Source organism: Novosphingobium sp. FW305-C-30-35 (genome assembly GCF_058783135.1).
This window is the reverse complement of the sequence record NZ_JBYSYJ010000001.1, coordinates 1,419,958-1,438,944: the sequence shown is the minus strand read 5'-3', so window position 1 is coordinate 1,438,944 and position 18,987 is coordinate 1,419,958. Positions and strand designations below refer to the sequence as shown.

Annotated in this window: 13 protein-coding genes and 1 pseudogene; 11 read left to right on the top strand and 3 right to left on the bottom strand. The window is 62.8% G+C overall.

Annotated elements, in window-relative coordinates; translation table 11 throughout:
• Positions 1 to 45 precede the first annotated feature (45 nt).
• The 6 genes from AC3WLM_RS07175 (at position 46) to AC3WLM_RS07150 (ending at position 6,669) form a co-directional block, all read left to right on the top strand.
• Positions 46 to 633 (top strand): hypothetical protein, encoded by a 588-nt coding sequence (locus AC3WLM_RS07175; protein ID WP_492476990.1) that lies wholly within the window; start codon positions 46 to 48, stop codon positions 631 to 633.
• A gap of 603 nt (positions 634 to 1,236) precedes the next feature.
• Positions 1,237 to 1,764: an RNA polymerase sigma factor gene (locus AC3WLM_RS07170; RefSeq protein ID WP_051586981.1), complete on the top strand. Its 528-nt coding sequence runs from the start codon at positions 1,237 to 1,239 to the stop codon at positions 1,762 to 1,764.
• Between the two features lie 2 nt (positions 1,765 to 1,766).
• Positions 1,767 to 2,216: a FecR domain-containing protein gene (locus AC3WLM_RS07165; RefSeq protein WP_036527613.1), complete on the top strand. Its 450-nt coding sequence runs from the start codon at positions 1,767 to 1,769 to the stop codon at positions 2,214 to 2,216.
• Positions 2,198 to 2,605 carry a FecR family protein gene (locus AC3WLM_RS07160; protein ID WP_155986352.1) on the top strand — a complete coding sequence of 136 codons (408 nt, stop codon included), beginning with the start codon at positions 2,198 to 2,200 and terminating at the stop codon, positions 2,603 to 2,605. Before AC3WLM_RS07165 ends, AC3WLM_RS07160 begins: the two co-directional genes overlap by 19 nt.
• 80 nt (positions 2,606 to 2,685) lie before the next feature.
• Complete coding sequence (locus tag AC3WLM_RS07155) at positions 2,686 to 5,256, top strand: TonB-dependent receptor (protein ID WP_492476989.1); 2,571 nt, start codon at positions 2,686 to 2,688, stop codon at positions 5,254 to 5,256.
• Between the two features lie 114 nt (positions 5,257 to 5,370).
• On the top strand, positions 5,371 to 6,669 hold the full coding sequence (locus AC3WLM_RS07150; protein WP_162177404.1) for a hypothetical protein: 1,299 nt from the start codon (positions 5,371 to 5,373) through the stop codon (positions 6,667 to 6,669).
• Positions 6,670 to 6,722: 53 nt separating this feature from the next.
• Here AC3WLM_RS07150 and AC3WLM_RS07145 read toward each other — a convergent pair whose 3' ends face one another.
• A complete protein-coding gene (locus tag AC3WLM_RS07145; RefSeq protein ID WP_036527622.1) occupies positions 6,723 to 8,924 on the bottom strand; it encodes a family 1 glycosylhydrolase in 2,202 nt (733 codons plus the stop codon).
• Between the two features lie 163 nt (positions 8,925 to 9,087).
• Here AC3WLM_RS07145 and glf point away from each other — a divergent pair, with 163 nt between their 5' ends.
• From glf to AC3WLM_RS07125, 4 genes are all read left to right on the top strand, one after another.
• Positions 9,088 to 11,463: a UDP-galactopyranose mutase gene (gene glf / locus AC3WLM_RS07140; RefSeq protein WP_228168186.1), complete on the top strand. Its 2,376-nt coding sequence runs from the start codon at positions 9,088 to 9,090 to the stop codon at positions 11,461 to 11,463.
• Positions 11,464 to 11,535: 72 nt separating this feature from the next.
• A complete protein-coding gene (locus AC3WLM_RS07135; RefSeq protein WP_051586982.1) occupies positions 11,536 to 13,149 on the top strand; it encodes an MFS transporter in 1,614 nt (537 codons plus the stop codon).
• Positions 13,150 to 13,210: 61 nt separating this feature from the next.
• Positions 13,211 to 14,515 (top strand): nicotinate phosphoribosyltransferase, encoded by a 1,305-nt coding sequence (pncB, locus tag AC3WLM_RS07130; protein WP_036527766.1) that lies wholly within the window; start codon positions 13,211 to 13,213, stop codon positions 14,513 to 14,515.
• 323 nt (positions 14,516 to 14,838) lie between these two features.
• Positions 14,839 to 15,978 (top strand): hypothetical protein, encoded by a 1,140-nt coding sequence (locus tag AC3WLM_RS07125; RefSeq protein WP_066863021.1) that lies wholly within the window; start codon positions 14,839 to 14,841, stop codon positions 15,976 to 15,978.
• 96 nt (positions 15,979 to 16,074) lie between these two features.
• Here AC3WLM_RS07125 and istB read toward each other — a convergent pair whose 3' ends face one another.
• The gene (gene istB, locus AC3WLM_RS07120; RefSeq protein ID WP_031304487.1) at positions 16,075 to 16,803 is read right to left on the bottom strand and encodes an IS21-like element helper ATPase IstB; all 729 of its coding nucleotides are present in this window, start codon (positions 16,801 to 16,803) and stop codon (positions 16,075 to 16,077) included.
• Positions 16,790 to 17,707: pseudogene (locus AC3WLM_RS07115) on the bottom strand (Mu transposase domain-containing protein); the annotation flags it as partial. The pseudogene AC3WLM_RS07115 and the gene istB, both read right to left, overlap by 14 nt.
• Before the next feature lie 66 nt (positions 17,708 to 17,773).
• Here AC3WLM_RS07115 and AC3WLM_RS07110 point away from each other — a divergent pair.
• Positions 17,774 to 18,772: an IS110 family RNA-guided transposase gene (locus AC3WLM_RS07110; protein ID WP_492478100.1), complete on the top strand. Its 999-nt coding sequence runs from the start codon at positions 17,774 to 17,776 to the stop codon at positions 18,770 to 18,772.
• The last annotated feature ends 215 nt before the right edge of the window (positions 18,773 to 18,987 follow it).

Sequence of the window (18,987 nt, the reverse complement as noted above, 5' to 3'; positions counted from 1 at the left end):
AGCCTAGGTTATCTGCTTGACTATATCACCCGGACTGATGGAACCTTGATCGTCGCGAGCAGCATGGGACAGGAAGCCGTTTTCCGCTCCGGCGGCGATCAGGCCCGCATCATCGACGTTCCAGCCTTCGTCCGGGCAATCGGGTTTAGCGGAGATTATCGTTCGAACCTCGCAATGCACCCGGATTTCAATTTCGAGTTCGACACGCCGGAGGATGCGGGGCGTTTCGCGTCGCTGGTGGAAGCTGCGACATTCGCCGGAGGAAGACGCCTCTGTTACAAGGTCAACCTTGTAAACAGGACCCTGAATTTCGGATTGGCGCAGCCGCCGGAAGGCATGGACAATTATGTGGAACGCCCCTCCGGCGGCGGCGTGAAGGAGAGGATTTCCTTTGCGGAGGCCGGGATCAAGCGATTCAAGCGCGACGTCGGCACGGGATATCACCAGCCCCGCGGCATCCTCCTTTGGCACCGGCCGGGAGAGGCGAGCGACGCTTCGAGGGAAGTCATCCAGAGTACTGCTGTGCGGGCCATGATCCTTTCCGCTCTCGGCATCGCTGTGGAGCCAAAGTCTCCGCTTCCCTCCGATAGAAACCCCACCCGCAACGAGGCCGAACAAGTGGATGCGTCCTGACCGTCCGCTCTGACAATGAGATGCGATGTGGATGTCATCATTGGTCCTTGCATCTTGTCAGCCGACCATGGGACGGTCTCAACGCTGGAAGCCGCATGGTCCCGGATCCACGGTTCATACGAAAATGTCGAACAGCGATAAGGGCAGCGGCGCTATACGGCCTGCGCGCTGCGGGTAATGCACCCAGCTTGCGCGCCATGGCTTAGCGCTCCAAATGGCTTTCAACCGGAAGTCCAGCGCACGATGTCCGCCTTCTCTATCTCCAAGGCATCAGGCAGGATCCGTGGATCGGTGATGGTCAATTTATTTCGATACCGTGATGATATGACTCTTAGAACCGCCTTCCGCGCGTGAAGGTGCCTCCGACCGTGCGTTCAGCGGGGCTGTTCATCAGCCAGTCCGCACACTGATAAAAAGGGGCTTGGCAAAGGGCGAGATCGCGATGTGCAAGTCGGCACCGCCGTCTACGCATCAGGCTTCATCCATCGCAGGTCTGCGACCGTAGTCACTCAGACGTCATGGTCCCGGTCTAACGGCGCACCGCGGTGCAGCGTAAATGCGCGCGCCATTTCCCTTCAGATTTCGCATTCTGAGGAGTGCATCGTGCGTACCACCGTCAGAGCTCGCTATGAGCTGGCCCAGGAAGATGACATCCGCGATGAGTTGACCCGCTTTGTCGCCCGGCGACTGCGCAATGGCAATGACGAAGAAGATATCGTGCAGGAGACATATCTGCGCATCTACCGGTACCGGCAGACCGGCACGATCGCCAATCTCAAGGCTTTTTGTTTTTCTGTCGCGCAGAACCTGATCAACGATCATTTCCGCCGTCTTTCGCGCATGCCTGCCACTTGCCCCATAGAGGAAGATTTTATCTGCCCCATGCCGCGCATTGATGAGGCCTTGCTTCATCGCGAGCGGGTGGAGGCGATCGTCGCCATCCTGAAGAACATGCCGCCGCTCAGACGGGAAATCTTCCTCCGCCGTCGACTGGACGATCATCCACCCGCGGTTATCGCCACCGACCTAGACATGCGGCAATCGGCGGTGGAAAAGCATGTCTTCCGTGCGCACAGCGACATAAGACAGGGTCTCGCCAAGCGGAAACTGACCGGTTGGAGCAGGATCTAGCCATGCGTGACGACAGCCTATCGCGAAGCGACGCCCCCATCGATGAATTGGCGCTCAAGGAAGCGCTAACGCGCGTCCATGACGGCGGGCGCCTGTCCAATGATGATATCCGCAAGATGCGCGCCAGCCGGAAGGCAGCCATAGCGGGCGGCCTCGGCGCGGTCGTTCTGGCCATCACCGGCCTCACCATCTTTCGGTCGCCGGTCAATACGGCCGCGGAGTTCAGCACGAAGCCCGGAGAGCGGCGTGACGTCCGGCTGGAAGACGGGTCGTTCGTGCAACTCAGCGGCGCAAGCCATCTGACTGTCACCATAACGAGCCGGGGCCGCTACGCCCGTCTGATCGCAGGGGAAGCGCGGTTCGACATCGCGCACGATGCCAGCCGCCCCTTCATCGCCCATGCCGGCCGAGCCGAGGCGCAGGTGCTGGGACGGTGTTCGACCTTAACGTAACATCCGCCAGCACCAGTCTCGCCGTGGCGCGCGGAGCGGTTCTGTTGAAGCCGGTCGGGTCGCCCCAGGCGGTCACTGTGCGTGCCGGTTGGCAGAGCCTCGTCCACGACACCACCGTCGACCGCCCCAAGCCGTTCGACGCCTCCCGTCCCGACTGGCGGGAAGGATGGATCGATACTGACGGCATGACGCTCGGCACGCTGGTCGAAATTCTGAACCGGCAGGGCGGGATCGTCATCAGTGCTCCGCCAGCGGCGCTGGCGGCGATCCCGATCATGGGGCGCTTTCGAACGGATCGGCCGGCCGCACTCCTCTCCGTCATCGGCAAGGCGAACGGCTTCGATGTACGGGCCGATCAGGGAATCTTGCGCTTCCACAAGGCATTATAAGAAAATTCTGCCTGCCAGACTATGGGCTGAAAAAACAGTGTCCGGCTTTGGCGATCCCCGCGTCTTTCGAAGGAGAGCACATGATGGTGCTCGCAAGGGGATACGACATGGGGTCTCACATTTCTCACCGTGCATTGCACGTCGCCATCGCCATTGCCGCCACGGCGGCGCCCTGTTCAGCGCATGCGGAAGCGGGGAGCTTTGCCAAAAGCTTCCAGTTCGCCATTCCGCCCGGAAATCTGTCCGCCGCCCTGTCGGCGTTTTCCGCAACGACCGGGCTTCAGGTCGTCGCCTCGTCCGGGGACGTCGGCTCCCATATGAGCGCCGGCATATCGGGCAAGTACAAGGCGTCCGATGCCATCGCCCGCCTCCTCGCCAAGTCGGGCTACACCGCCAGCCTGGTCGGCGACATGGTCGTTCTGCAGCAGGCCACGGCGTCGCCGCGCGCGATGCCGATCGCCCTGCAGAGCGCCGGCGGCGCCGGCACGTCCCGCCCCGACGCTGACGAGAGCGAAGCGGCGGAAGGCGATCGGGACATCATCGTCACGGCGGAGCGTCGCGAGCAGCGCCTGGTCGACGTCCCCGTCGCCCTGTCGGCCTTCGGCGGCGAGCAGCTCCGCAATCGCGGCGCCGACCGCCTTGTCGACCTGGCGAGCCAGACGCCCGGCGTCCTCGCCACGGTGCAGGTGTCGGGTGGTGACATGCCGACCTTCACCATCCGCGGCGTTGGCTTTGACGATTTGCGCCCCAACGGCAATCCTGCAACTTCGCTCAACATCGACGGCATCTACCAGGGGTCGGCCATCCTCGCGACCGGCCAATTTTTCGATATCGAGCGGGTGGAGATCCTGAAGGGGCCGCAGGGAACCCTCTATGGACAGAATTCGACCGCAGGTGCGATCAACATCCTGTCCCGCCGTCCGGGCGACAAGCTGAACGGCTATGTCAGCACCGAACTGGCGACCTTCGGCACGGCCCGCATGGAGGGCGCGGTCGGCGGCCCGATCTCGCCGATCGTCAGCGCCCGTATCGCCGCGCTATACACCAGGACGGACGGCTACATGACGGACATCGGCAATGCCAATGCCGTCGCGACCTTCAGGCCGCCTGCCGGCATCCCGCCGCTGCCCGTTACCGGCATGAACCGTGACGTCGCACGATCCGAAAGCATCGCCGGCCGCGCCATCATAGAGATCAACCCGTCCGACCGGACCGAAATATTCCTGAAGGTCAACGGTACGAAGCAGACCGGCGGGGCATTGCAGCCCAGCCGCAACGTCACCCAGAACGGCTTCGCCCCGAACGCGCGATATGAAGTCGATTCGGACGTGCCGACAAAGCTGAACGTTTCCGGCTATGGTATCACCGGCAGTCTGCAGCAGAGCGTCGGTGACGATTACACCTTCGTCCTGACAGGCGGATACAGCCATGTCTCGCACCTCGCGATCTACAATGGGGACGGGGTGCCTATCCGTTTGATCAATATCCTCTACGGCGACAAAGACGATCAGGAATATGCCGAGATTCGGTTCCAGAAGAACGACACGTCGCGGTTCAGCTGGATCGTGGGCGCGACGGCATTTCACGACGACGTTCGCATCGACCAGACCTTTACGATGCTCGACACGACGCGCGGCATCATCCAGGGCGATTACACGCAAAAGCGGACAAGCTTCGGCGTCTTCGGGGATGGAACCTGGGCGTTCGACTCCGGATTCAAGATCGGCGGCGGCCTCCGCTACACGCATGACAAGGTCGACTTCAATGGCCTGACGCAGGGCCTCGATCCCTATGGCGTATCGCTTCTCCCGGCCATCTTCCCGCTTTTGCCCTATAAGTTCGATCGTAACATCCGAAAGTCCCAGGTGTCCGGCCGTATCTACGGCAGCAAGAATTTCGGCCCTTCCTCGTCGATCTATGCGTCCATCAGGCGCGGGTATAAGGGCGGTGGCTTCGATGCCACCACGCCCACCAACGACCTCGAATCCGCGCCGTTCGGTGCCGAGACGGTCTGGTCCTATGAGCTGGGCTTCAAGATCCTTCCCCCCCGTGCCTTCCTTCAGCTTGAAGGTGCGATCTTCTTCAACGACTACAAGGATATTCAGACGACGGCGGTCACGCAGATCACCACTGCCGCGGGCGTCCTGTCCGGCGGCACGCGTGTCAATGCGGGCGACGCCCAGAGCTGGGGCGCGGAACTGTCCGCGACCATCAGGCCGACCGACGATCTGAAGCTGGAAATCTCCGGCGCCTATCTCGGCAATGAGATCAAGAAGGTCATCTCGACCAATCCCGTCGAACGCCTGCGTCGTGCGGATGCGCGGCTTCCGTTCACACCGGGCGTTAGCCTGAACGGTGCTTTCGAATATACCATCCATGCCTCGGATACGATGGATGTCATCCTCGCGTCCGACGGTCAGTATCTGTCCAAATATTATTTCGACATCGACAACTTCGCCGTGACCAAGTCGCGCTTCATAGGCAATGCGCGCGTAGAACTACGGTATCAGAACAATATCTCCGCCACGGCCTGGGTCCGCAACCTGACCGACACATACTATCCGCTCTCCCGATTCAACTCCGCCACGACCAGCACCGACCTCCCGGCGGCCCCGCGCACCTATGGCATCACGCTTGGATACAAGTTCTGAACCCAGCGCAATGTGGGTGCGGTGAATCTGATTTCACGACCGATATCAAAGCCCATTCATCAAACACCACCTTCATCAGGAGATCTTATGGTTAAGCATAGAAACTTCCGCGCAATGGTTTCCGCTCTCGCTATGCTCGCAGGGCTGTTCACCGCCGGAGAAGCTTCCGCCGAGTTCGTGACGCAATCCGATCAGCGGCCGCCGTCGCCCGCGCGTCTGATCTTCCCCGATACGAAGGACGGACATCATATTTTCGCCGGCGACCTGCACCTGCACACCGTATTCTCGGACGGCTCGGCCTGGCCGACGCTTCGCCTCGCAGAAGCGGCGCATGACGGGCTTAAGTTCGTGTCCTTCACGGAACATGACATCATCACGCCAAAGATCCGCGACACCGGCACCAACAAGAACCGCAGCTATGAAATCGGCCGCGCGTTCATCTCTTCGGGCATGCTTGGCCTCGGCGGCATGAAACTCTCGCTCGGGTCGGAGATCACGCGCGCGATCGGGCATTTCAATTGTCACTTCCTCAAGGATGCAAATGCGCTGAACCCGGGGAAAGTCCATTACAGCACCTTCAAGCAGACGGGCGGGCAGCTCCGGGTCGACTGGAACCGGACCAGCGCGGACGAGAAAGATCTGGAAGCACGGTTCCGCGAAGCGAAGCGGCAGGGCGCCATCTGCCAGTGGAATCATCCGACCATCCCCTCCTCCTCCCCTGGTGAGGCAGTGGTGACGCCGTTCCTCGAACGGATGTTTTCAGAGGGTCTGCTGTCGGGGATTGAGGTTGCGCAAAGCGATTTCATCCACCCCAGCGCGATGGACGTGGCCCTGAAATATAACCTCTATATCGCGGCGACTACGGACGCTCATCTCGGGACCGCGTTGGAGCAGGAGGCGGCGGGGATGGATCACCGCGTCGCCACCCTGTTCCTGACGCAGGGAGAGGATGAAGCGGCCTTCAAGGATGCGCTGGAAAAGCGTCGTACGGTCGGCCTCTTCCGCGACACTTTCTTCGGCACGCGCGAGAATGTTCAAACGGTGATGAACGCGGTCCTGAAGATGTCGTTCACCAAATATTCGCCGTCAGAGTTTCTGATCGGAAACTCAGGCGAGATGGAGATCGCGAATGCTGGCCCGATCGACGTCGAGCTTGAGATCGTTCAGCCGGACTTTCGCCTGCTGAACTATCCGCGCTTCGTGAAGATACCGCATGGATCGAAAGTCACGCTGAAGGCGCTGCGCATCGACGGCCCGAACTTCAAAGGCCTGAAAGTCCGCGTGATCAATTCGCTTGTGACATCGCGTGACCAGCTGGAATTTTTCCTGGAGGCGCAGCCGTTCGATCTGAACGCCATCACCGGCAAGGGTACGCTGAGCAACATCCCCGACGATCTCGACGGCTGGATGTAAGACGGCTGAATGTTCGGCGGCCATGGGTCTTCGGATCCATGGCCGTTTGCATGTCATGCAAGCTCGCGCACCGCTTGCTGCCTCTTCTCATGCCGCGCAAACTCGCCGAGGGCATCCGCAAGAGACGGCAGGTGCGCCCCGCGCCCCGTCGCGAGCGGTACGCGGGAGGGGCGTGGCGCCATTTGGTTCAGGCGGGCGCCCGGCACGGCGCGGATCAGATGCCGGGGCAGGTTCAGGCTGTCCGCGACGGCTTCCGCGAACTCTGCCCATGATAGCTCCGTCTCATTGGTGAGGTGCCAGAGGCCCTGCTCACCGTCGATCAGGAGGTCGAGCGCGACCCTGACGAGATGCGGCACATAGGTCGGCGTGATCCGCTGGTCCGCCGCGGCCTCGAACGGCTGCCCCGCCGTCAGGGCGCGAGCGACCGCGACGGCAAAGTTGAACTCGTCATGGGGAGAGAAGAAGGCTGCGGTGCGAACGATGAGATGCGTCCCCGCCAGGGCGAGAAGTCCCTCCTCCATGCGCGCCTTGCTCTCGCCATAGACGTTGCGCGGGTCGGGCGCGTCGGTTTCGACATAGGCCCCTTCCGCCTTGCCCCCGAAGACGAGGTCGCTTGAGACATTGAGGGTGGCAAGCCCCCGCTCCTCCGCCATCCGCGCAAGGCGGACCGGGCCGTCGCTGTTCGCCGCAAAACAACGGGCGGCATGGCTTTCCGCCTCGTCGACCCGTACCCAGCCGGCGGCGTTCACCACTGCCCAGGGATCGTGCCGGTCCAGCGCAGCCCCGATGCTGGCCTCGCTGGTGATGTCGAGCGCGTGCCGCGCCGTCAGCACATGCGGTATGTTGCGGAGCGTACAGGCCCGCGCGAACGCTTGCCCCAGGGTTCCTGTCGCGCCCATGATCAGGAGGGGCCGACCCATGGGCGCACGCTCCCTGCAACTGTCCGCCCGGTGCTGCACGGCCGGGGCAGGACGGCGGACGGCGGGATATTCAAGCCGGATCGGCCGACGCCACCAGCCCGGCTGCGCTGCAAGCGGATGCCGTGCAGCGCCAGTGGCCAGAGCCGTGCCGAGCGCTGCGAGAGCGGTCGCGCGCGGCGTTCCGCTACTGACGTCGAATATGCCCGGCTCATAGATGCCGGGGGCGGTCAGCAGCGTGTTCCATCCGCTACTGCCGAGCAGCGACCAGAGCGTGATCGCTCGCACGTCCACGCCCTCATTGCGCAGATCCTCGGCGCAATCCCACGCCTCCGCCAGCCAGCGCAGCTGCTCCTCGCGCGTGCAGCCATTATGGACTTCGGTGACCGCGATCGGGGTCGCATAGCGGTCCCACGCCTCCTCTATCACGCCCCTCAGACCGGGCGGGGGCGGCTCCAGCACCCGGATCGCCTCGACATCGGCATAGCGCTGCCCGTCATTGCCGCCATGCGCATGGGCGGGATAGCGCTGCATGCGATGGTCGAGGAACCGCTCGCTGGTCAGATAATGGTTGATGCCGATGATGTCTGGCGGACAGGGATCGGCCGCAATGGCCTCCAGCCTGTGCTCCAGCCCGTGCGCGGCCATGCGCCGCCACAGCGGATGACCGCGCCGTACGCGCCCGAACAGCAGGTCCCATGTCGCCCAGCGCCGGATATTCTCGAACGCAGCCTGCTCGCGCAACTCGGCAGTGGCGAAGGTGCGGCCGAGATCCTCCGTCTGAACGAGCCGCGCGGCGGGATTGACCCTGCGAATGGCCTGCATCGCGAGCCGGGTTCCGTCGATCTGGTTGAGGAGCGCGCGCCAGAACGCGCCCTCGTCGCGGACATGCGGATACCAATGGCCATAAAGCGCCGAAAAGCGCGCCGTGGTGAGCGGCTCATTGACCGGCGTCCACTGGTTGATCCAGGAATAGCGCTCCGCAACGCGGGCCGCGAAATCAGCGAGACCCCGCGCGAAACCGTCATCGTCGAGGAGATGCGTGTAGGAGGGACCGCTGCCGTGATGGACAAGCCCGGCAATGACGTCGATGCCATGTGCGCGCAGCCGGTCGATCCGCGCATCCACGCCCTGCCAGAGATGCTGTCCGGGCCGATCAGGCGCAATGCATTCCCATAATATAGGATAACGGATCGTCGTTATGCCGATGTCGGCAAATAGATTCAGATCGTCGATCCGATCATAGTGGCCGCATCGCTCGAACTGATCCTGATATGTATCCCGAACCCTGTTGATGGTGCACTCCGGCCCACCCCATAATTCCAGATGCCTCTTCATCGTACATATCTCCCAGACCTTCGCCAGAACGACTGACATGGATCAGGTTTCCGCTCTCGACTTGATATCTTGTGTTATCTCTTTGAACTTGGGCCGGTTTGTACAGGAACCGGAGCGATGAACGGCGTGTTGCCGATGTTCATCATTCAGCAAGGTTCCAGACATGAGCGGCATTCCAAGCGACGTCGACGCCATCAACCCCGACAGCCCGACGGAGGGCGGCGGCACGCTCATCTGCTTCAGTCACCTGCGCTGGAACTTCGTCTATCAGCGGCCGCAACATCTGATGAGCCGCTTCGCCCGGGACCGGAAGGTCATCGTTTGGGAAGAGCCGATCCACGATGCGCCAAGTGCGACGTTGGACACCCATGTCTGCGACTGTTCCGGCGTCACCATCCTCACCCCGCACCTCCCCGCCGGCCTCAGCCGGCATGAGGAGACGGAAACATTGCGCGCCCTGCTCGACGGCGCGATCACCCGCGATCCGGCGCGACCGCTCATCTGCTGGTACTATACGCCGATGATGCTGCCCTTCTCCGACCATCTGGCGGCGGACTGCATCGTCTATGACTGCATGGACGAGCTGGCGAACTTCAAGGGCGCGCCGTCAGAGCTTCTCCCGCTTGAGCAGCGGCTGCTCGACAGCTGCGACCTCGTCTTCACCGGCGGGCACAGTCTCTACGAGGCAAAGGCCGCGCGCCATCCTTCGGTCCATGCCTTTCCATCCAGCGTCGACGCCACCCACTTCTCGACCGCCCGCGCCGCTGGTCCGGAGCCGGAGGATCAGGCGGAGCTCCCCTCCCCGCGCCTCGGTTTTTATGGCGTCGTGGACGAACGGATGGACCTCGCGCTGCTGGAAGGTTTGGCGGACGCGCGGCCCGAATGGTCCATCGTCATCGTGGGGCCAGTGGTGAAGATCAGCGACGCCGACCTGCCCCGCCGCCCCAACCTCCATTATCTGGGCGGCAAGGGCTATGCCGAACTGCCCGACTATCTACGCGGCTGGGACGTCGCCCTGATGCCCTTCGCCATCAACGAGGCGACACGCTTCATCAGTCCCACGAAGACACCCGAATATCTCGCCGCGGGCTGCCCCGTCGTCTCTACCCCGGTGCGTGACGTCGTGCGCGGCTATGGCGATGTCGAGGCGGTGCGCATCGCGGACGGGCGGGACGCTTTCGTCGCCGCCTGCGACGCGGCGCTTACCCTCTCCCGCACAAACGGCTGGCTGGCCGCCGTCGACGCGCGGCTCGCAGGGGAGAGCTGGGATCTCACGCAATGCGCGATGAGCAACCTCATTGACGAAGCGGTGCAACGCAGCAGCCACGTCTATCCCGTGGTGTCGCCTATTGGCGCAGACGGAGACCGCCCGCAATCCTATGACGTCATGGTCGTCGGGGCAGGCTTTGCCGGCGCGATCATGGCGGAACGGCTCGCACGCGACGCGGGCAAGCGGGTGCTGGTCGTGGACAAGCGGCCGCACGTCGCCGGCAACGCCTATGACCGACTGGACGATGCCGGCATCCTCATCCACCAATATGGCCCCCATATCTTCCACACCAATTCGGCCGACATCTTCGAGTATCTCTCGCAGTTCACCGAATGGCGTGGCTATGAGCACCGCGTGCTCGCGGCTGTCGGCGACCGCCTGGTACCGATGCCAATCAACCGCACGACGGTGAACAGCCTCTACCATCTTGATCTGCGGACGGAGGAGGAGGCCGCCGCCTTCCTGGCCTCCCGCGCAGAGCCCGTGGATATCGTCCGCACGTCGGAGGATGTCGTCATCTCGGCGGTGGGACGCGAACTCTACGAGACTTTCTTCCAGGGTTACACCCGCAAGCAATGGGGAATGGACCCGTCGGAACTGGACAAGTCGGTGACCTCACGCGTGCCGACGCGAACCAACACCGACGACCGTTATTTCACCGACACCTACCAGGCCATGCCGAGAGACGGCTTCACCCATATGTTCGAACGGATGCTCGACCATCCGAACATCGACCTGCTGCTCGGCGTCGATTTTACCGAAGTGCGGCAGGCCTATCCGCATCAGCACCTCGTCTTCACGGGACCCATCGACGAATATTTCGGCTATTGCTACGGCAAGCTTCCCTACCGCTCCCTGCACTTCCGGCACGAAACGGTGGATCAGGAACAATTTCAGCCCGTGGCCGTGGTGAACTATCCGTCAGAGGACGTTCCGCACACCCGCATTACCGAATATAAGCATTTGACCGGCCAGACCGCGCCGCGCACCAGCATCACCTATGAATATCCGAGCGGTGAGGGCGATCCCTACTATCCCATTCCACGCGCCGAGAACCAGGCGCTGTTCAAGCGCTACGAAGCGCTGGCGCTCGCCCAGCCCGATGTGAGCTTTGTCGGCCGGCTGGCGACCTATCGCTATTATAACATGGATCAGGTGGCCGGTCAGGCGCTTGCTACCTATCGCCGCCTGAAGCAGCGCTGGGATGCCGACCGCCAGCCCGCAGCCACCGGCGCGCGCGCCGGAACGACCGTCGTTGCCGACGCATGATATTGATCCGGCTCCCTTTTCCGTCTCGCGCGTTGTGAGCCGGACCTTTCACGAGCCAGATGGACGTCACGCGTGCTGGAACCGCAGGATGAGGTGTCCGAACGGGAGGTACAGCAGGGCCTGAGGGCCTTGCTGGTCGACGCCTCCTTCGCCACCGCCATAGGCGCCCTTAACAGCGGCGTGGTGCTCCTTGCGCTCGCGCTGCATGTCGGCGTGAGTACGGTCCAGATCGGCATATTGGCCGCCATCCCCCTGTTCACCCAGATCTTGCAGGCACCCGCAGTTTCGCTGGTGGAGCGGTTGCGCACGCGCCGCCGCATCTCCGTCATCAGTGTTTTTCTCGCGCGGCTCGCCCTGCCCATCTACGCCGTCGTGCCGTTCATCCCCGACCGTAATGTCGCCGCCGCATCCCTGATGGCGGCGGCCCTGTTGCACTACGGCCTCAACGCGGTGGGTGCGTGTAGCTGGAACAGCTGGATGCGCGACCTCGTGCCGGAGGAGGAGCTTGGGCGTTTCTTTGCCCGGCGGACCCTGTTCGGCACGGCGGTTAGCGCGGTCGCTACTATTGTCGGAGCCTACGCGCTCCAGCAGGCTGGGACGGACCGGGCTTTCGGCAACAGCATCTTCTGCGGCCTCTACCTTTTCGGCTTCGCTTGCGGTCTCGTCAGCACGGTCGCGCTCGCCCGCGTGCCGGAGCCACGTATGCCCCCCGGCAGTGACGATGTGCCGATCCGGCGGTTGCTGACCGGGCCGCTGCGCGACAGGAACTTCCGGCAGATGCTGCGCTATCTTGCAAGCTGGCAATTCGCCGTGAACCTCGCAACGCCGTTCTTCACCGTCTATTTCGTGCGCGAACTCGGCTTCGGCATGGGGTTCGTGCTGATCTTCAGCTTCATCAGCCAGATCGCGAACCTCGCCGTCATCCGGGGATGGGGCCGCCTGAGCGATCATTTCTCCAACAAGTCGGTGCTGAGCGTGGCCACGCCACTGTTCATCTTCTCCATCGTCGCCATGGCCTTTGCCAGCGATGTGGACGGCATGACAGCCCGGTCCGCCTATCTCGTCATGCTGCACATCATCATGGGCGCGGCGGCGGCGGGCGTGGGGCTGGCTTCCGGCAATATCGTGCTGAAGCTCAGCCCCGGCGGCGCGGCGACCGGCTATCTCGCCTCCAACGCCATTATCGGCGCAATCGCCGCCGGCATGGCGCCCATCATCGGCGGCTGGGCCAGCGACTTCTTCGCCGCGCGCAAGCTCACCCTTGCCGTGCGATGGACCAGCCCTGAGGGCGCGGCCGAACTCGGCGTCATGTTCACGCACTGGGAATTCTTCTTCCTCGTATCGGCCGTGATTGGCCTCTATGCCCTCCATCGCCTGAGCCTCGTTCAGGAAAGCGGCTTCACCGGCCGCAGGGAGGTGGTGTCCCACATCGTCTACTCTGCCCGCCGCAACCTCGGCAACATCTCCTCAGTGACGGGACTTCGCGAAGCGATGAGCTTCCCCGCCGGTGAACTCATCAAGCTGCGCGAGCGCAAGATGGCGATCATCCAGGGCCTGCAGGAGCGGCTGCGGAGCAGCCTCAGCCTCAGCACCAGGCGGCAAGTCACGGGATGGGTGCTGGAGGCGGGCTATGCGGTGCCCCCGCCTGATCCTTCGCTGGACGATCTGCTCGACAGGATTGCATGACGGAGGGAAGCTGCCCGCCGGCGCGACGTGGCCGAACCCGCATGGCACGGAGGATCGCAGCATGACCGTCACTGACATCGCGACACGCACCTACAACCATAATTTCCGGCTCGACCCTATCGTCCGCAGCCTGCTCGACACGGATTTCTACAAGCTCCTCATGCTCCAGATGATCCGGCACATTCATCCGGATGTGGAGGCGACATTCTCCGTCATCAACCGCACCCGCTCGGTCCGTCTCGCCGACATCATCGACGAGGAGGAGCTGCGCGCCCAGCTCGACCATGCGCGGGAGGTCCGCTTCGCCAAAAAGGAGCTGATATGGCTGACCGGCAACAGCTTCTATGGGCGGCAGCAGATGTTCAGCCCGGAATTCATTGCCTGGCTCGCCGATTTCCGCCTGCCCGACTATCGGCTGCGCAAGGTGGACGGTCAGTATGAACTCTGCTTCGAGGGTCCATGGACGCACACGACCATGTGGGAGATTCCCGCGCTCGCCATCCTCAACGAACTGAAATCGCGCGCGGCCATGCGCAACAAGGGCAGGTTCGCGCTCGACATCCTCTATGCGCGCGCCAAGACCAGGCTGTGGGAGAAGGTGGAGCGGCTGAAGCTGCTGCCCGATCTCGTCCTCTCGGACTTCGGCACCCGGCGGCGGCACGGCTTCCTGTGGCAGCGCTGGTGTGTCGAGGCGCTGAAGGAAGGGTTGAGCGACCGCTTCATCGGCACGTCTAACGTCCTCCTTGCCATGGACAGCGATCTGGAGGCCATCGGCACCAACGCGCATGAATTGCCCATGGTCGCCGCCGCGCTGGCCGGGGACGATGCATCGCTCGCCCGCGCGCCCTATCAGGTGCTGGAGGCGTGGCGACGGCATTATAACGGCAATCTGCTTATAGCCCTGCCCGACGCCTTCGGCACCACCGCCTTTCTGCGCGATGCGCCCGGCTGGCTTGCGGACTGGACCGGCTTCCGCCCCGACAGCGCCCCGCCCATCGAAGGCGGCGAGCAGATCATCCGCTGGTGGCAGGATCAGGGCGTCGATCCGCGCACCAGGCTGCTGATCTTCTCCGACGGCATGGATGTCGATACGATCGAGGCGACATACAGGCACTTCAACGGGCGTGTGCGGACAAGCTTCGGCTGGGGCACCAACCTCACCAATGATTTTCGCGGCTGCGATCCCGACGGTGACGAAGGGCTGGAGCCGATTTCCCTCGTCTGCAAGGTCACAAGCGCGAACGGACGTCCGGCGGTGAAGCTGTCCGACAATCCCGCCAAGGCGACCGGCGATCCCGCCGAGATCGAGCGCTATCTGCGGGTCTTCGGATCCGCTGGCCATGCCCCCTCGCCGGTCGTGGTTTAGCGGCGGATTTCCGTTCGCTGTCTGCGACCGGACGTGGCGCCATCAGGAATGAGGGAGGGCAGCCCCCTCCTTCCTTTTACCCGACGCTTTTCCGTCGGTACCGGAAGTACCAGACCTCAGAGCGAGAACCGGTATATATCGACTTGAATTATAATAGGAAAATATGGAATTTTTCCCTTCAGTTTCGGGCATGGTAATCACCGGGCAATCACCATTCACATCGCGCTCGCGCACCATAGTGCGCGGTAGGATCGACTCTGCGCATAAGCTATCGGAAAATGCATCTACACGCGCATGGCGCGACCTCCAAAATCAGAGCGACCATGCCGTCTCCTACGATCGATTTTCGCACCATCCGACCACATCACGGAAGCCAGCATAGCGGTTTTGAGGAGGCGATTTGTCAACTCGCCGCGTTAGAAACCGCTCCTGACGCGCCATTCCACCGTAAGGGCGCTGGGGCTGACGCTGGCCTCGAATGCTACCGCGTCGAGGCAGATGGATCGGAGACTGGCTGGCAGGCGAAGTATTTCTTCGAGTTCGGCAGCAGCGAAGCGTCGCAGCTCACCGAATCGCTAAGCCAAGCGATCGCACGCCACCCCCAGCTTGGGCGCTTCATTGTCGGCTTACCCTTCAACCTATCGGACGGGCGAGTGGGCAATCGGATTTCCGAAAGGGATCGCTGGAACCGCTGGGTGCAAGCTCGCGCCGACGCAATCCTTCCGCGTGTCGTTACGATTGAGCTTTGGGATGAGACCCAGCTCATCGAGCGCTTCTCTCGAAATGAGCCGCAGTACGCGGGTCGACGGCACTATTGGTTCGATCTGCTGCATTTCACGCCCGACTGGTTTCAAACGCGCTTCGCGATCACTCGCAAGGCGCTGGGTACGCGCTACACACCCGAACTCAACATTGAACTCCCGATCCGCCGCGGGCTGCTCGCGATCGCTCGTGATCCTGCCTTCATTGAGAGTTTGACGCGCCTCGCTGATGAACTCGACGAGGCGCGGCATCGCACGACCGATAGCGTTGCGAGGATTCTGGCAAGTGGCCCCGCCGCGACGCAAGCTGCGGACCTGGATGTTCGATTTCGGGCGATCAGCAGTTTGATCCGGACGGCGTCGATCAGCCCAGCCGATCCAGTTCCATTTGATCCGTGGGTAAGGGCTCTCGATGAGGCGAGTGAAACGTTAGGTGTTTGTTCGGCAGCGATCTGGGACTTGCGTACTCAGCAAGGCGGTGATCGCGACGAGGTGCGGCGTGTCCAATTTTTCGTCGAACACCTCTATGAAGCAATCGAGAAGGTCTCCGGGATCATCAAGCGGCCAGTCAGCCGGCTGGCGAACGAACATCGGTTGCTTGTGACCGGTGAGGCGGGGACTGTCAAACGGCGTTCAAAAGGGACCCCCGATCGGCGTCGAAGAGGGACCCCCTTTTCAGATAATATGATGCTGGTTTGTTGAAGATGGCCTTGCGCTGCGTGCGGCGGAGGGCGGGCGTAGCCCGACCGGAGGCGCGCGCAGCGCAAGATAGATTTTTGAAGGCGCCGAAGGTGGCTGTCAGCTGCGGTTTTTGAAGCGCCAGCTGTCGTTGCCCGTCTCGACGATATCGCAGTGGTGGGTGACGCGGTCGAGCAGCGCCGTGGTCATCTTGGGATCGCCGAACACGGTCGGCCATTCGCCGAAGGCGAGGTTCGTGGTGATGATGACGCTGGTCCGCTCATAAAGCTTGCTGATGAGGTGGAACAGCAACTGCCCTCCCGAGCGGGCGAACGGCAGATAACCGAGCTCGTCGAGAACGATCAGGTCGAGCCGCGACAGCTGCGCCGCCAGGGTCCCGCCTTTGCCGATCCGGGTCTCCTCTTCGAGGCGTGTCACCAGATCGACGGTGTTGAAGTAGCGGGCGCGAGCGCCCCTTCGCACGACATTGGCGGTGATCGCGATGGCGAGGTGGGTCTTGCCTGTCCCCGTGCCGCCGACCAGCACGATATTGCGGCGAGGCGGGAGGAAGGAGCCATCGTGAAGGGAGCGGATCATCTCCTCATTGATCGGTGTGCCCTCGAAGCTGAACCGCTCCAGGTCCTTCACCACGGGCAGCCTCGCAGCCGTCATCCGATAGCGGATGGAGGCTGCATCCCGGTGGGTCGCCTCAGCACGGAGCAGGTCGGTCAGTATCTCCATGGTGGTGCGCTTGCGCTGGAGGCCGGTGGTGACCGCCTCGTCGAACGCCGCCGCCATGCCCTTGAGTCCGAGGCCGCGCATCGTGTCGATCATATCATGCCGCTGCATCATAGCCTCGCAGCAGATCATAGCGGGCACAGTCGGCGAGCGGAGGATGCTGCAGCATCCGGTCTTCCGAAGTGACGATGCTGTGGGGTGTCGCCGGCTCGCGGCGCCGGGAGAGGATGTTGAGGATCAGCTCGTCGCTGGCCGTTCCGTTCGCCAACGCTTCGCGCACGGCAGCCTCTACCGGCTCCAGGCCATCGGTGAGCACCGCCGAGAGGACCCGCACGAACCTGCGATCGGCCTCGTCCCCGGTGCCGAGCCTTCGCCGTAATCGGTGCAGGGCGGGCGGCAGATCCCAGTCCTGGAACGGTGCGCCGTTACGCAGCGCGCCGGGCTTGTGCGCGAGGACCGGCAGATAATGCCAGGGATCGTATATCGTGCGGTTCCGACCGAAGTGGCGCTCATGCTCCCCGACGATCGCATCGCCGCAGCGTATGACGATGCGATCGGCATAGGAGCGCACCTGAACGGTCCGGCGTGCGGCCGTCGACATGACCGAGTAGCGGTTGCGATCGAAGCTGATGAGGCAGGTGCCGGTGACGGCATGCTCGCTCTCATGGAAGCCGTCGAACGGTGCCAGGATCGGCTGCAGGGCCGGTCGCTCCATATCCAGCGCCTCGGCGACGGTAATATCCCCGCGTTCGGGATGGGCATGATGCTCGGCCCAGCGCCGGCACTCGGCCTCCAGCCACCCGTTGAGCTCGGCCAGGCTGGCGAACCGGAGCCGCGGCTGGAAGAAGCGGCCTCGGATTGTCTGGACCTGCTGCTCGACCTGGCCCTTCTCCCATCCCGCCGCCGGCGAGCAGGCGGTCGGCTCGACCATGTAATGATCGGTCATGATCAGGAAGCGGCGGTTGAACACACGCTCCTTGCCGGTGAACACGGCCGTCACCGCCGTCTTCATATTATGGGATGGACGCCTCCCGTCTTCCGACCAACATGTCGGTCAACAAGAAGGAGGAAGGCAATGACAATGGAGATGCTCGCGATCGATCTGGGCAAGCAGTCGTTCCACCTGCACGGGATCGACGCCGATGGGGTAGTTATCTCGCGCAAGGTAAGTCGTGCCAAGCTCGAGAACGCAGTCACCGAACTTGATCCCGCGATTGTTGCTATGGAGGCTTGTGCGAGCGCCCACCACTGGGGTCGACGGTTCTCATCGGCCGGTCGCCAAGTGCGCCTGGTCAACCCAAGGTTCGTCAAGGCGTTCGTGCGCGGGTCCAAGAACGATGCCATCGACGCAGAGGCGATCTTCGATGCGGCCTCGAGGCCGACGATGCGCTTCGTCCCGGTGAAGACGACCGAGCAGCAGGATCTTCAAAGCCTGCACCGCGTGCGAGAGCGGCTGGTCGTCCAACGCACCTCGCTCATCAACCACGCCCGGGGGCTTCTCGCCGAGTACGGCGTAGTTTTACCTAAAGGCCCGTGGCGCTTTCGTCAGCAAGTCCCGGCAGCCGTGGCCGAGGCTGATTTGTCCAACCTTGCCCGCGAGTTGTTTACTGAGCTGATGGATCAGCTCACCGACGTAGAAGCCCGACTTGCGAAGCTCGACGCCAAGCTCGTTAGCATCTGCCGCGAGCATCAAGCCTGTCGCCGGCTTGCAGCGTTGCCGGGCGTCGGGCCGGTTATTGCGACCGCACTTGTTGCCGCGGTAGATGACGGTCGGCATTTCCGCTCAGGCCGGGAGCTCGCCGCGTGGATCGGGTTAGTGCCAAGACAGTACACGACCGGCGGCAAGCCCAGGCTCGGCGGCATCGGGCGACGCGCCAACCATTATCTGCGGCGCCAGCTTATTCATGGGGCCCGGGCGGTGATCAGCCGACTTGCTGCAAAAGACGATGGGCGATCAGTCTGGCTGAAGGGCATTGTCGCTCGAGCAGGCTTCAACAAGGCGCTCGTGGCGCTTGCCAACAAGACCGCTCGCCTGGCCTGGGTGCTGCTGGCCCGGAAGGAAGATTACCTGCCAGCGTAACGCATTGGCTGAACGGGGCTAGGTCCCCGAAGAATTGCGAGGTGGATGTTGATGGTGCAACGGCAAGGGCCGCCGCTTCGAAGCCTGATCTACGACAAGGCCATCGAGGCCGATCATGTTATGAGGCAAGAAGTAGCGGACTCCCATCAAGGCCAGGAGCGTGACCGCTCCGACCACAGGCCGGATAGATTCACGCAACCCAAGCCGGATGCAAC